The following is a 14,450-nucleotide window of genomic DNA, read 5'->3' as shown; positions in this document are numbered from 1 at the left end:
GAGTTTTCCTCTCTTGGGTGCGCCGTCACCGCGTTGTGCGGGCCGTGCCATGGCCATAACCTCGCCGACCGGTCTTACGACCGACCGCCTGACGCTGTACAAACCGCGTCACGAGCCGGCTTGTCGACGCTCCGGTAGCCCGTACGCCTGGGCATACCTTAGAACCTCGCGAAACCGATACTCACGGCCACCCGATCATAGTACCGAACTATGCGAACTCCGGTTAACTTAAGTTGCCGCGCAGGGGAACTGTCAACCCTCGAGAGGTGTGGCGCCCAACTCCGATCGCAAGAGCGCTAGGGCCACCTCATCCGGGTCGCGACGCTCTTCCGGAGGCACCGGCTTGGCCGACTCCTCCAGCATCTCCCGCTCCTCTTCCGGCGTAGTAGCAGGTGGGACGCCGTCATAACCTACCGGTGAGTAGTCCCCCGGCCCCGGATCGTCCGGAAGGTCCGGCCCGTCAGGCAGCGGAATATCGTCCTCCGGGGGCGCGTAGCGGGCGCCGCCGCCTTCGAAGGGATCCCCGCCCGCCGGACCCGCGTCGGCGGGCGCCGGGGCCTGTGGCGCGGGCGCGGTGGCGCTCCCCCACCCGCTCGCCGCCGCGGGTTCGGCGGCCGGCGCCGCCGTGGCCGCCTTGGCCTGACTCGGCCGCGAGAACTTCGGCGCGGTTTTCTTCGGCGCGGCCTGCCCGCCCGCCGGGCCACGTCCCGCCGACGCCTTGGCTCCCGACCCGCCACCGGCCGCCGGTCCCCCGACCTCCCACCGCACGTCGTGATCCCGGCCCAGCACCGCCCGGACCGCCGACCGCACCGCGTCCAGGTTCTGCGGTTGCGACAACCGCTGCGCCAGCGGCGCGTGCAGATGCGCGAAGACGATCGTCTCCCCTTCTACCCGCGCCACACTGGCCCCGGTCAGCAATGCCTGCACCGCGGCGCCGAACTCCCGCACCTTGGCCCGAATATCGGCCCAGGCCGCCTCGATCTCCTGCAGCACATCGTCCGCGGCATGCACCGCCCCGGCGAGTCCCGTCTCCGCACCACCGGCCGCTTCGGTCTGCGGCGCATCGGCATCCGAGGCGGCCGCCCGACCACCGGCGATGTCGGGATCGTGCGTGGAATCAGCCTGCGCCGGCGCCGATGCGACCGCGCCGTGGGCCGCCACCGGAGCAGCCGGCTCGGCAGCGCTGAAGCCGCTGGACGCGACCGCGTCCCCCGCCGAAAGCTGCTGTGCCACAACCTGATCGGCGGGTGCATCGAACGGGACCGAGGACGCCGAGCGAGCCGTCGCCGGAGCGGACGACTCCATGGATTTCCGATCGTCCGGACCCGAAGTCGCGACTTGCGCGGTCGGGTCGGCCGCTGCCTCGCGGGCCGAGGCCACCGGGGCGGCGGACGCGGATTGTGCGGAAACGCGCTGCGCGGCACCGTCTTCCACGGGCATGCCGAGGGCCGCAGCCGCAGGGCGAACACCCGGCTCAGCAAGCGGTTCGGCCGGTTCGGCTCCGGCGGGTGGGGCCGAAGCCTGTTGTACGGCAGCACGCTCCGCGGGATGAGCAGCCCCGGCGGGTCGTGCGGCCGGGCTGCCGGGCACCGGAACGGCATCGGGCGCAGCGGCGGTCGTCACGGCGGCGGGCTGCTCGACCCGCGCGGCCGGGGCGGATTCCCGCGCGGGCGCGGCAGCCGCTACCGGGCCGAGCTCCGGCGGGCGAACCGCGACGCCACCGGCGACGGACGGATTCGCCACCGCCGCAATGTCATTCATCGCGAAGGCGGCCGAAGGAGCCGAATCGGTTGCGGGCGTGGAAGATCCGCCCTGCGACGTGAGGGGCTGCGGAGCGTGGCCCTGGTCCGCGGGGCTCGACACCGTACCCGTCTGCGTGCGCTGAGGGGCGGCGTCGGCGGGCGCTTTCTCCGCACGAAGGGCGGCGAGAGCCTCGGCCCCCCGGCGGCGAGGAGCGCTTGCAGCGGTGGGCGTCGCCGGGGGCGCGGCAGTCGCGGACCCACCGGGTTGTGGTGCGGCAGCGGACTGCGACGCGGGCGCGATCGCACCGCTTGCCATTCGGCGTTCCAGGGTTTCCAGGCGCTGCAAGGTGGCGGTCTCATCGTCCGAGGCTGCCGGGAGGAGCATGCGGGCGGCGATGACCTCGAGCAGGAGGCGGGGATTGGTGGCGCCGCGCATATCGCCGAGGCCCTCGTGCAGGAGTTCGGCGTGGCGGGCCAGAGCGGCGGGGCCGAGGCGGTCGGCCTGCGAGCGCATGCGGTCGATGACGTCCCCGGGCCCGGTGACCAGGTTGCGGTCGGTGGCGTCCGGGACCGCGCGCAGCAGGATGAGGTCACGCAGGCGCTCGAGCAGGTCGGTGGCGAAGCGGCGCGGGTCGTGGCCCGCCTCCACCACGCGGTCGATGGTGCCGAACAGGGCCGCGCCGTCGGCGGCCACGAGAGCCTCGACGGCGTCGTCGATCAGGGCTACGTCGGTGACGCCGAGCAGCGCCACCGCGCGCGGATAGGTGACGCCCTCGGGGCCCGCGCCCGCCAGCAGCTGGTCCAGCACGCTGAGGCTGTCACGCGGGGAGCCGCCGCCGGCGCGAATTACCAAGGGGTATACCGACTCTTCGACCCGCACCCCCTCCTGGTCGCAGATCTTGCCGAGCAACCCGCGCATGGTGGCGGGCGGGAGCAGCCGGAAGGGGTAGTGGTGGGTGCGCGAGCGGATGGTGGGCAGCACCTTGTCCGGCTCGGTGGTGGCGAAGACGAAGATCAGGTGGGCGGGCGGCTCCTCCACGATCTTGAGCAGCGCGTTGAAGCCCGCGGTGGTGACCATGTGCGCCTCGTCGACGATGAAGACGCGGTACCGGGATTCGGCCGGGGCGTAGAAGGCGCGGTCCCGCAGTTCGCGGGTGTCGTCCACACCGCCGTGGCTGGCGGCGTCGAGCTCGATGACGTCGAGGTTGCCGGAACCGCCCGGCCCGAGCGCCACACACGACGGGCACACGCCGCAGGGCTTGGAGGTCGGGCCCTGCACACAGTTCAGCGAGCGCGCGAGAATGCGCGCCGAGGAGGTCTTGCCACACCCGCGCGGCCCCGAGAACAGGTAGGCATGACTGATCCGCCCGGTGTCGAGCGCGATACTCAGGGGATCGGTGACGTGCTCCTGACCCACCACTTCAGCGAACGTTGCCGGTCGGTACTTCCGGTACAGAGCCACGGGGAGAGGTTACCGGGGCAGGCCGACAGGTGGCGATGCGCCGCCGGACCGGTCGCCGGGTACGTCGGTTCTGTCCCGTGAACTACTCGAACTATGGCGTAGATCACACTCAGTCCTGAGGACCGGTCAGAACCGACCGACCCGAACGGATACCCCGACAAATCCATCAGCTAATTCTCAGCGCATTCTTACGGACTGATTGTCCAAAACCATTTACCTGGTACGTGACCAGATACAGACTTACGTTCTGTTTCGACACCACAGAGCCGACATAACGATCCGGTCAACCGATGCGGCAAGATCGCAATCTTTTGGCTACCGTGGACGTCGGCAACTTCGGTAGCCAAACCTTCATCAGGTTGGTTGCCCCGGCCGGTCCCTCATCCCGACCGGGGCACAACCAAATCTCTCGGAGGACATGCCAAGTGCCGTCGCACGACGACATCGCCGCCGCCTGGCTCTCCAGTACCGAATTCGCCGGTGATTCCGCCGCGGTCGGACTGCTCAGCCGGGCGATCAGCCCGGCTGATTACGACATCAAACGGGCTTCGCTCCCGGTGTCCGCCGCCGCCGATCCCGCCACCGCGGGCGCGATTCTGGAACTGCTGCAGCGCGGCCAGGTACCGACCCTGGCGGCCATCCGCACCCTCATCGTGCAAAACGACATGCGGGCCGAGGCCGAGCGCATCGAGCGGCTGGGCCGCCGGGCGCAGCGCAGCATCGACGACTTCGGGCGGGTGCTGGCCAAGCTGACCGACGAGTACTGGACCGGGCGCGGCACCGGCCCGACGCGGCGCGACATCCTGCTCTCCGAACCGGTGATCGGCCTGATCCGCGAGCGGGTGGGCGATATCCCGCCGACCTCCATCAAGCACCTGTGGCTGATCGAGCGCGCCCAGCGCGCCGGCTGGATCGCCTACAACGCCGCGCCCCGATCCCTGTGTGCCGGAAGGCGTTTCCATGCCGCCCGGTACGGTAACCGGGTCTCGCTGCGCCCGGTGAACACCATCGGCACGCTGGTGGCGGCCTATCTGCGGGACCAGGTGGCCGAGCTCGGCCGCCCGCCGCGCTGGTCGGTCATGGCCTACGAACTGCGTGATGACCGGGGTCGGCGCGTGTTCAACGACACAGCCGACGCCCGGGCCCAGATGCAGTGGCTCGTCACCGCCGAATGGATGGCGCTCGACGACGGCAATCCGGTGCCCGGGCCGCGCGGATCGCGCGCGCTGGACCGTAAGGGGCGAGGCCAGCGCAACAGCTGATTTCGCAAGGTCGGGACCAACTCCTGGGGCGTGCCCGGAATCGAGCGGCCCCTGAATCGTGGGCACGCGTGTCCGAGTCCGACGGCTCCACGCCGGGCGCCGAAGGCGCGGAGAATCGGGACTGCGCAGCTAGGGCTGTTACGGGCAGGTATCCGAAGACTCATTTTTGTAACAGCGCCTTAACGTGAGGATTCGGTAACTTCCACGCAACGCGATCACCGCGTGGAAGGAGTTATCGCATGACACCCCACCTCGACCCGGCAGCCACGGCCTGGCTCTTGGCCGCCACGGCGCTGGTGCTGTTGATGACACCCGGACTCGCGATCTTCTACGGCGGCATGGTGCGGTCCAGCGGTGTGCTCAACATGCTGATGATGAGCTTCATCTCGATTCCGCTCGTGACGGTGGTGTGGCTGCTGTTCGGGTACAGCCTGGCGTTCGGGGATGACGCCGGCGGCGGAATCATCGGCAATCTCGGCCATGTCGGGCTTGCCGGAATCGATCCGAACACGCTGCACGTGGTGGACAAGAGCGGCGCGGCGGTGCCGGAACTGCTGTACGTCACCTTCCAGCTGACCTTCGCCATCCTGACCGTCGCCCTGATCAGCGGTGCGATCGCCGACCGCGCCAAGTTCTCGGCATGGATGATCTTCGTGCCCGTGTGGGCGCTCATCGTGTACGCGCCGATCTCACACTGGGTGTGGACCCCGGACGGCTGGCTGGCCAAGCTGGGCGCGCTGGACTACGCGGGCGGCCTGGTGGTCGAGATCGCCTCGGGCGCTTCGGCACTGGCCATGGCACTGGTGCTGGGTCCGCGCGTGGGCTTCAAGACCGATGCCATGCGACCGCACAATCTGCCGTTCGTGCTGCTGGGCGCGGGTCTGCTGTGGTTCGGCTGGTTCGGCTTCAATGCCGGTTCGGCCCTGTCCGCCAATGGTCTGGCGGCGGCGGTATTCCTGAACACGCTGGTGGCGGGCTGTCTGGGCATGCTCGGCTGGCTGGTGGTCGAGGCGCGCCGCGACGGCAAGCCGACCACCTTCGGCGCGGCCTCGGGCGCGGTGGCCGGTCTGGTGGCCATCACGCCGTCCTGCGGCGAGGTGAACACGATGGGCGCGGTGGTCGTGGGTCTGGTTGCGGGCGTGGTGTGTTCGTTCGCGGTGAGCTGGAAGTTCAAGGGCAACTACGACGATTCGCTGGATGTGGTGGGCGTGCACTTGGTGGGCGGCATCGTGGGCACGCTGCTGGTCGGTCTGCTCTGCTCGGCGGTCATGACCGGCGGCCCGAAGGGCCTGTTCTACGGCGGCGGACCGGGCCAGCTCGGGAAGCAGGCCTTGGGCGTGGTGACGGTGGCGGCCTTCGCCTTCGGGGTGACGTTCCTGCTGGGCAAGGTGCTGGACAAGGTCATCGGTTTCCGGATCGCCAAGGAGGACGAGATCGGCGGCATCGACTTCGCGCTGCACGCGGAGACCGCGTACGCCGAGGGCGTGCACGGGCACGCCCCGAGCCGGATCGGCAAGCCACTCGGGCACTGAGCCCCGAGATGATTCGAGCCCCGCTGCGCACGGCAGCGGGGCTCGAATGCTTGTGTGGTCCGGTTCAGTTCACCTTGCCGGCCGGGACGCTGAAGGTATTGCACTGCAGCGCGCGGTCCTTGTCGTACCCGATCTCGAACCAGCCGCCCATGTTCTGAGCGGTGCCGTGATCGCGCATATCGCCGGGCGCGTCGCCGCGATGGTAGGCGTCATTGCGGGCCACGCCGATCTGGGCGCTGCTCAGCGAGCCGCCATTGCTCGAGGACGAAAGGTACATGCCGTCGAAGCACTGGGCCTGCAATTCCGTGCGGCGCGACAGTTCCAGTCCGGTATCGCTGCGCGAGCCCGCGTCGCGGCGCTGCTGGTGGACTTTGCCGAGAATGCCCGCCTGGGCCTGCACGTGATGGCCGTATTCATGGGCGAAAACCGACAGGTAGACCACCCAGTTGTTGCCGAAGATATCCGTTTGCAGCTGACTGATCGGCATATAGATGGTCATATCCGCCGAGCAGTAGAACGCCGCGAAATTCGTGCTGTTTCCGGTGCACAGCGTGGTGATTCCCGTGGTGTCGGCGGAAACGTTCAGTTTGGGCGCTTCGAACGGCAGATTCATCTTGTCGAACAAGGGCTTCCACGCCGAGTGCAGGCAGTCGGCCGCGGTTTCGAAGAACTTTCGCGCCACCTCGACCTGGGTGCTCCACGGCGTGTACGCGCACTTGGCGGGCAACAACGTGTAGTCGGCATTGGTGAGCAGCGGATTGTCGGCCGTGGCCGCAACGCCGTGGTTGTCGCCGGAATCCCCGGAGTAGGTGGTCTTGACGGTCGAGCCCGCGTTCACGGAGTTCAGGCCGGTGGTGATCGCGGTGCGCAACAGCACGCCGGTCACCAGCAGAACCAGGGTCACCACCAGCACGCCCACTCGGCCGCGGCGCGGCGGCGCGGGCCGGGCCATCGGGATGGCGCCGGTCGGCGGGGCAGCGGTGGGCGGCGGCATGGGCGCGCGGTAGCCGGGCCGGGCCGGGTAGCCGGACGGCTGACCGTAGCCGGGCGGCGGATAGCCTTGGCGCGGTGGATATCCCGGCCGGGACTGCGGGGTCGACGGCTGCTGTGGATAGCCGGGGCGCGGCGGTACGCCGGGTTGCTGGGGATAACCGGGGCGTTGGGGATGGCCGGGCGGCGGGGTGGGCCGTCCGGGCGGCGGCGGCATCGGCTGCGGGGAGCCCTGCGGACGCTGTGGCGGGACGGCGGGGAATCCCTGCGGCGCCGGCCGATTGCCTTGCGGCGGTGAGTTTCCGGGCGGTGGCACAGGCCACTGCCCAGGGGGCGTCGGTCCGTGCTCGGACGGTGGGCGAGTCATCCCCCGCACCCCCCTCGTTCCTCAGAGATAGCCTGCCGGCTCCATGGACCTGCGCCTTGCCGCTGAGGAAGGATAGCAAGCTGGCTAGAGTAGCCAGTCATGCAGATTTTTCGGGGGGTCGCCCTGGCCGCGCTGCTGCTCGCGGTGGCGGGCGTGGCGGCGCCGACCGCGGTGGCGCAGTCGGCCGGCGTGGATATCACCGCTGAGGTGAATCTGGGCGACGACGGTCTGCTACGGGTCACCGAAACCGTGAAAGTGCCCGAGGGCGAGGAGTTTCGGCAGGTGGTGCCGCTGCGGGTGCAGGTCGGCTCCGGAGTGCAGCGCAATTTCGAGGTGACCGACGTGTCCGCCGAGGGCGACGGCGATGCCAAGGTCGCGGACGACCGGTTCACCATTGCGGCCCGGCCGGGCTCGGCCACCTTCAAATACACGGTGCACAACACCGTCAGTGACGCTTCGGGCGCGCAGGTGTTCCAGTGGACCGGGGTGCTGAATACCGATGTGGCGTCGATCAATGCGACGGTGTCGAGCCCGAGTTTTCGCATGGGCGTCACCAAGTGCACGGTGGGCCCGCCCGGAAATCCCCAGAACTGCGCGGATATTCGCGTCGAGCCGGACGGGTTCGCGCATCTGGAGAAGACGGATCTGCACAAGGGCGACATCCTGGATGTGACACTGCAGTTGCCGCCGAACACCGTCAAGGCCAATGCCGATGTCCGCGATGACAATGCGCCCAATGCCTTTTCACTGACCGGTCCGGTGTTCGCGGCGTTCGGTGTGCTGTTGGCGGCGCTGGCCGCGGCGGCCGGGTATGTGGTGTGGTCGCGGCGTTCGGCTCCGGCCGGTACCGAGGTACTCGACCCGCTGGTGCGCGCGGGCGACCACGTGCAGTTCACCTCGCCGGACGGCATCCTGCCGAGCATGGCCGGGCTGCTGCTCGACGGCCACGCCGATGTGCCCGATATGGCGTCGACCGTGGTGGATCTGGCGGTCCGCAATTACCTGTGGGTGAGCGCGGTCGGCGATTCGGATTGGCGCTTCGCCCGGATGAATCCGCCCGAGCCGCAGCTGACCGCCTACGAGCGCGCCGTGTACGCGGCGCTGATTCCGGAGGGCACCGATTCGGTGCTGCTGTCCGAGCGCCGCGGCAAGGTGGACGCGGGCGCGGTGCGCGCGGCCCTGATCGACGATGCGGTGACCGCCGGGGTGTTCATCGACCGCACGCGCCGGGGTTTCGAGTTCTGGCTGGGCGTCGCCCTGATCGCGCTCGGCGTCATCGCGACCGCGGTGCTGGCCTTCGGTCCGCAGCGGCACGCCCTGGTCGGCGCGGCCATCGCATTGGGCGGGGTGGCGGCGCTGCTGTTGCCGCGCTATCTGCCGGCCCGCACGGCGCTGGGCCGGGAGCTGACCGACCGGGTGCAGGCCATGCAGCGCGGGCTGGACATGATTGCGCCGCAACGCATTCCGGCCGCGGATCAGGAGCTGGTGTTCTCCCGGGCGCTGCCGTTCCTGGTGGCCGCGCGGCGCGGTGACCAGTGGGTGCGCACCTTCCGTGAGCTGGATCCGACCGCGGACGGGAGCCCGGGCCTGTACTGGTTCGGCGGCTTCGAGGGCGATCGCGCTCTGCAGCGTTTCGGCGCGCATTTCCCGTATTTCATTACGGCCGTCGAGGGCTTGTTCCGGACCGCTGACCAGCGGTGACGCACCCGGGCCGACCGATATGCCAACCGATGTACGAGGTCGCGGAGTCCGCTATTGTCGCGCCGTGAGCAATCATTTGGAGAAGCTGCCGCTCACCTCGATCTTCATCGCACTCGGATGACAGATCGCCACCCGATACTGAACGGACAGGATTTCAGCTATCCGGCAGCTATTCGCAGTACGGATGCCGGCTTCGGCCGGGCCGTCCGGGTACGGACGACCGCGCTGCGCGCCGAATTCCTGGCGGGGCAGCCGCAGGCGGTGCTCGCCGACGTGGCCTGGTGTTCGCGTGCCATCGCCGGTTATCTGAGCCTGGACGACCAGCGTGGCGAGTCCGCCGCGCTACGGCAGGCCGTGTCGGATTCGGCGGTCGCGCAGTCGGCGCGGCTACGATCGGTGGCGGCGCCCGCCGGGCAGAAGCCTTTCACTGTGACGCTGGCCGGAGCGCAGTGGGCGGTCCCGGCCGGCGGCGGCATGTCCGCGCCGCCCACGGCGGCGGATCTACTCACCGGATTGTGGCCCGCACTGATCGGACGCGACCACGGGCTGCTCACGTTCCTGCTGGGTGCTCCAGGCGGCGCGGGTTATCCGCTGTCAGCGACCACCCGTGCCGGGCATCCGCTCGAGCAGTGTCTGTACCTGTGGGCCGATGCCTGGCAGCGGGTGTGGACAGGCGATCCGGCGGCCGAGACCGTCATTGTGGACGGCATCGAGGCCGCGGTGGACGCCCAGCCCGCCGCGGGCGACGACTACGCGCTCACCATCGCTTACTCCGCGCTGTGCCTGCTGGACGCCGTATTGCGCGGCGACTCGGCCGAATTCGACACCGCGCTGGTGGAGGGCCTGGAATTCCACCGGCGTTTCTGGGATACCCCGCAGCGGCGGCTGGACCCGGAGGGCTTCATCGCCTGGCCGCTGCTGGCGGTCGCCGGCGTGGCCGTGGATCGGGGGATGCGGCCCGGCATCGCCACCGGATACCTGCCCGCCGGTCTACTGCACCGGGTCACATAGCCGGCCTAGCCACCCGCGTGCACGGCCAGCGCGCGTCTGGCATAGGCGCGCACATCGGCGTCGCTGTCGGCGAGGGCGGTCTCGAGGGCGGCCAGAGCCGCGGCGGAGTCCGGCCAGGTGCTGAGGGTCAGCACCGCGGCCTTGCGGATGTCGGGATGGATATCGGTGAGGGCGCGGCTCAGCGGTTCGACCCCGTGATCCGGGCCGACCGCGGCCAGGCCGCGCGCCGCGCCCTCGCGTATCTGCCATGCCGAATCACACAGTGCGGCAGTCAGTGTCGCACCGTCCGCGGTGGTTCCGAGACGCGAGAGCGCGGTGAACGCGGCCGCGCGGACCAGCGGGTCGCGATCTTCGGTGAGAGCGCGCACGGTGTCCGCCCCGCCGAGTCCGATGGTGGCCAGACCCCGCGCGGCAGCGATTCTGACCTCGCGGTCGTCATCGTGGGCGGCGGTGGTCAGGGCGGTCCAGTCGTCCAGGGAGACCAAGGCGTGCACGGCCTGGACGCGGACGCGATGGTCGGCGTCGACGGCGGCCTTGGCGAAGATCTCCGCTGAACCGCAGCGCAGAGCGCGCAGCAGGTCCACCACCGCGGCGCGCACGATCGGATCGGGGGAATCGACATGGCGCGCGAGACCCGTTGCAGCGGGCAGGATTTCGGCGAGTTCACGCAGACCGGCCACGGCGGCCGAACGCACGTCCGCATCCTCGTCCGCGAGCGCCACGATGAGCTGGTCGGCGAATCCGTCGGGCGTGTTCTCGGTGAGGACCGCCAGGGCGGTGGCACGCACCCGGGGATCCGGATCAGCGAGGAACGGCAGCAGCTCCGCGATACCGGGCGCATCGAGGCTCAGCAGGAGCGCGATACGCGGCGCCACCACGTCTTTCGTGACGTCGCCCGCCGCCGCAACCCGCGAACGCACCTGCGCGCCGAGGTTGGGCGGGGTGCCGATGAGGGCGGGCTGATCCACCGGGATGGCGGCGGTGTCGGCGGCCGGCGGGTCGTCCAGCCCCGGTACCGGGACGAAATAGGGTGCGACCGGCCGCTTCAGGAATTCCATCCGCCCCTCGGCGGTCTTGCGCAGGTTGAGGTGGTACCGCCATTCGACGTCATCGCGCTCGGGCAGGTCGGCGCGCTCGTGGTAGAGGCCCCAACGGGATTCGGTGCGGGTGAGCGAGGAGCGGGCGGCCATGTCGGCGCAGTCGCGAATGAAGGTGACCTCGGCGCAGCGCATGAGCTCGTGCGGGGTGCGCGCGCCCATGGCGTCGAGGTCGCCGAGCATGCGGTCGAAGGTCTCGATGGCGAGGGAGAGCTTGGTGGCCGTCTTGGGCGGGGCCACATAGTCGTTCACGAAGCGGCGCAGCTTGTATTCGACCTGGTGCTGCGGCGGACCGTCGGGGTTGCGCAGCGGGCGGTAGACGAGTTCGTGCGCGGCGGCGAGCTGGTCGACGGGCAGTTCGGCGGGCGCGGCGACGTCGTCGAGGGTGGACGCGGCGTGCGCTCCGGCCAGGTCGCCGTAGACGAAGGCGCCGATCATGTAGTTGTGCGGGACGCAGGCGAGGTCGCCGGCGGCGTAGAGGCCGGGCACGGTGGTGCGGGCGTGTTCGTCGACCCAGACACCGGAGGCGGAATGCCCGCCGCACAGGCCGATTTCGGAGATGTGCATCTCGATGTCATGGCTGCGGTAGTCGTGGCCACGATTGGCGTGGAAGGTGCCGCGGGTAGGCCGCTCGGTGGTGTGCAGGATGCCTTCGAGGGCCTCGAGGGTCTCCTCCGGCAGGTGTGAGACCTTGAGATAGATGGGGCCGCGCGCGGATTCGATCTCCCGTTTCACCTCGGCCATCATCTGCCCGGACCAGTAGTCGGAGTCCACGAACCGTTCGCCGAGGGCATTGACCTGGTAGCCGCCGAACGGATTGGCCACATACGCGCAGGCGGGGCCGTTGTAGTCCTTGATGAGCGGGTTGATCTGGAAGCATTCGATGCCGGAGAGCTCCGCCCCCGCGTGGTAGGCCATGGCGTAGCCATCACCGGCATTGGTCGGATTCTCGTAGGTGCCGTAGAGGTAGCCGGAGGCGGGCAGGCCGAGGCGGCCGCACGGGCCGGTGGCCAGGATGACTGCCTTCGCGCCCACGGCGACGAATTCGCCGGTGCGCGTGTTCAATGCGGCCGCGCCGACCGCACGGCCCTCGTGAGTGAGCACCCGGACCGGCATCAGTCGGTTCTCGATCCGGATGCGCTCGCGCATCGTGCGCTGCCGCAGTACGCGGTACAGCGCCTTCTTGACGTCCTTGCCCTCCGGCATGGGCAGCACATACGATCCCGACCGGTGGACCCGGCGCACGGCGTATTCGCCGTAGGCGTCCTTCTCGAACTTCACGCCGTAGCGCTCCAGCCGCTGCACCATGGCGAAGCCGCGGGTCGCGGTCTGATAGATGGTGCGCTGGTTGACGATTCCGTCATTGGCGCGGGTGATCTCGGCGACGTAGTCCTCGGGTTCGGCCTTGCCGGGGATGACGGCGTTGTTGACGCCGTCCATGCCCATGGCCAGCGCGCCGGAGTGGCGGACGTGCGCCTTCTCCAGCAGCAGCACGGTCGCGCCCGCTTCGGCGGCGGTGAGAGCGGCCATGGTGCCGGCGGTGCCGCCGCCGATGACCAGGACATCGCAGTCGAGGCGGGTGGTGTCGGCGAGATCGGGGATGTCCATTACTTCGTTGCCTCCGTGAGCTCGCCCGAATGGTCCAGGGCGGCGATGATGTCGGTGCGCAGGGCGGAGCGGTCGATGCCCGCTTCGCGCGGGCGCGGGACCTCGAGCAGCGCTCGTAGGGGTTCCCCGGCGCGGCCGAGCACGGCGACGCGGTCGCCGAGCAGCAGCGCCTCGTCCACGTCGTGAGTGACGAAGACGATGGTGGTGGGATGGTCGCGCCAGGTATCGATCAGCAGGCGCTGCATGGTGTTGCGGGTCCGGGCGTCCAACGCGCCGAAGGGCTCGTCCATCATGACCGCGCGCGGCGCGCCCGCCAGTCCGCGGGCCAGTTGCACGCGCTGCCGCATGCCGCCCGACAGCGATTTGGGCAGGAAGTCGGCGAAGCCGGTGAGCCCGATCTCGTCGATCCAGCGCTCGGCCAGCGCCCGCCGTCCGGCGCGGGGTTCGCCCCGGAGTTTCAGCGCCAGTTCGATATTGGCGCGGACGGTTTTCCAGGGCAGCAGCGCGTTGTCCTGGAAGACGACGGCGCGGTCGCGGTCGGTGCCGGTCACCTCGAGCCCGTCGGCCAACACCCGGCCCGAGTCCGGACGGAGCAATCCGGCCAGGGCGCGCAGCACGGTGGACTTCCCGCATCCGGAAGGCCCGGTGAGGATCAGAATCTCCCCGGGCCGCACCGTGATCGACAGATCGTCGATCACCGGCGCGCCCGTGTACGACAGCCCGACGCGTTCCAGGGTCACACCGATTCCGGCCGTGGTCATTTCGTGGTCTCCTCACCGCGGGGCAGCCAGTGTGTGACGCGCCGCCCGATGAATTCCACGGCGGCGGAGGTGGTGTAGCCGAGCACACCGATGGTGATGATCCCGACGAACACACCCGGATAGTCGACAATGGTGTACGCCTGCCAGGTCCGGTATCCGACGCCCAGCCGTCCCGAGATCATTTCGGCCGACACCACGCAAATCCACGCCACACCGATTCCGGTCGACAACCCGCCGAACACGCCGGGCAGGCTGCCCGGCAGCACGACTCGCCACAGCACATCCCAGCGAGTCCCGCCCTGCGTACGCACCGACTCCTCCCAAATGATCGGCAGCGCACGCACCGCGTGCCGCGTGGCGACCATGACCGGGAAGTACGCGGCCAGGAAGGTGATGAACACGATTCCGGCCTCGTCATCGGGGAACAGCAGAATCGCGACCGGCACGATGGCGATGGCCGGTATCGGCCGGGCCAGCTCGGTGAGCGGCCCGATGACATCCGCGAACCACCGCGACCGCCCCAGTGCCACACCGCTCGTCACGCCGATCGCCGCCGCCAGTCCGAACCCGGTGAGGATGCGGATAAGCGACTGGCCCAGGTCGAGGTAGTAGGTGTCGGTGCCGAGCTGGTGCCGGAAGGCCCGCACGATCCGCGTGACCGTCGGTAGCGTGTCGAACCGCACCCAGAGCCGAATGTGCTCGGCGGTCAGGAATTGCCAGACACCCACGGCGGTGAGGACCGACAGCGCGCGGACCACACGCGACTGCCATGCCGTCCAGCGGGTCCGCGCGCGAGCCGGGCCCACCGCACGTGCGGGTGGTGCGATCTGCGGTGCCGGACCGACCACCACCGCCGTGGTTGCGGTCATTGTCCAACCCCCTTGCGCCACAGAGTGATTCGGCTGGCATCAGCGGCC

General features: G+C 69.6%; 9 protein-coding genes. 4 read left to right on the top strand and 5 right to left on the bottom strand.

The features are described from left to right. Positions 1-252 precede the first annotated feature (252 nt). Positions 253-3,204, bottom strand: a complete 2,952-nt coding sequence (locus GLP40_RS05115; protein ID WP_328289704.1) for a DNA polymerase III subunit gamma and tau — start codon at positions 3,202-3,204, stop codon at positions 253-255. 425 nt (positions 3,205-3,629) lie between these two features. Between GLP40_RS05115 and GLP40_RS05110 the strand changes: the two genes are divergently transcribed. After that, positions 3,630-4,466, top strand: coding sequence for a hypothetical protein (locus GLP40_RS05110; RefSeq protein ID WP_230329242.1), 837 nt, complete (start codon positions 3,630-3,632; stop codon positions 4,464-4,466). Positions 4,467-4,705: 239 nt separating this feature from the next. Beyond that, a complete protein-coding gene (locus GLP40_RS05105; RefSeq protein WP_154786631.1) occupies positions 4,706-5,998 on the top strand; it encodes an ammonium transporter in 1,293 nt (430 codons plus the stop codon). A gap of 64 nt (positions 5,999-6,062) precedes the next feature. Here the strand turns inward: GLP40_RS05105 and GLP40_RS05100 are convergent, their stop codons facing one another. Beyond that, the gene (locus GLP40_RS05100; RefSeq protein ID WP_230329241.1) at positions 6,063-7,205 is read right to left on the bottom strand and encodes a neutral zinc metallopeptidase; all 1,143 of its coding nucleotides are present in this window, start codon (positions 7,203-7,205) and stop codon (positions 6,063-6,065) included. 249 nt (positions 7,206-7,454) lie between these two features. Here GLP40_RS05100 and GLP40_RS05095 point away from each other — a divergent pair, with 249 nt between their 5' ends. After that, on the top strand, positions 7,455-9,056 hold the full coding sequence (locus GLP40_RS05095) for a DUF2207 family protein (protein ID WP_154786630.1): 1,602 nt from the start codon (positions 7,455-7,457) through the stop codon (positions 9,054-9,056). Positions 9,057-9,173: 117 nt separating this feature from the next. Further along, positions 9,174-10,067, top strand: a complete 894-nt coding sequence (locus tag GLP40_RS05090; RefSeq protein ID WP_154786629.1) for an immunity 49 family protein — start codon at positions 9,174-9,176, stop codon at positions 10,065-10,067. A 5-nt stretch (positions 10,068-10,072) separates the two neighbouring features. On the opposite strand, the gene GLP40_RS05085 is transcribed toward GLP40_RS05090, so the two are convergent. Genes GLP40_RS05085 through GLP40_RS05075 form a run of 3 tightly spaced genes read right to left on the bottom strand, consistent with a single transcriptional unit; the run spans position 10,073 to position 14,402 of the window. Further along, positions 10,073-12,772, bottom strand: a complete 2,700-nt coding sequence (locus GLP40_RS05085; protein WP_154786628.1) for a fumarate reductase/succinate dehydrogenase flavoprotein subunit — start codon at positions 12,770-12,772, stop codon at positions 10,073-10,075. Continuing rightward, positions 12,772-13,533, bottom strand: coding sequence for an ABC transporter ATP-binding protein (locus tag GLP40_RS05080; protein ID WP_154786627.1), 762 nt, complete (start codon positions 13,531-13,533; stop codon positions 12,772-12,774). The genes GLP40_RS05085 and GLP40_RS05080 overlap by 1 nt, the downstream gene beginning before the upstream one ends. Further along, complete coding sequence (locus GLP40_RS05075) at positions 13,530-14,402, bottom strand: ABC transporter permease (protein ID WP_154786626.1); 873 nt, start codon at positions 14,400-14,402, stop codon at positions 13,530-13,532. Before GLP40_RS05075 ends, GLP40_RS05080 begins: the two co-directional genes overlap by 4 nt. Between the last annotated feature and the right edge of the window lie 48 nt (positions 14,403-14,450).

The sequence above is a fragment of the Nocardia aurantiaca genome (genome assembly GCF_009708175.1).
Classification (GTDB): Bacteria; Actinomycetota; Actinomycetes; order Mycobacteriales; family Mycobacteriaceae; genus Nocardia; species Nocardia aurantiaca.
Note: the sequence above shows the minus strand (reverse complement) of the source record. Positions and strands in the feature narration are given on the sequence as shown.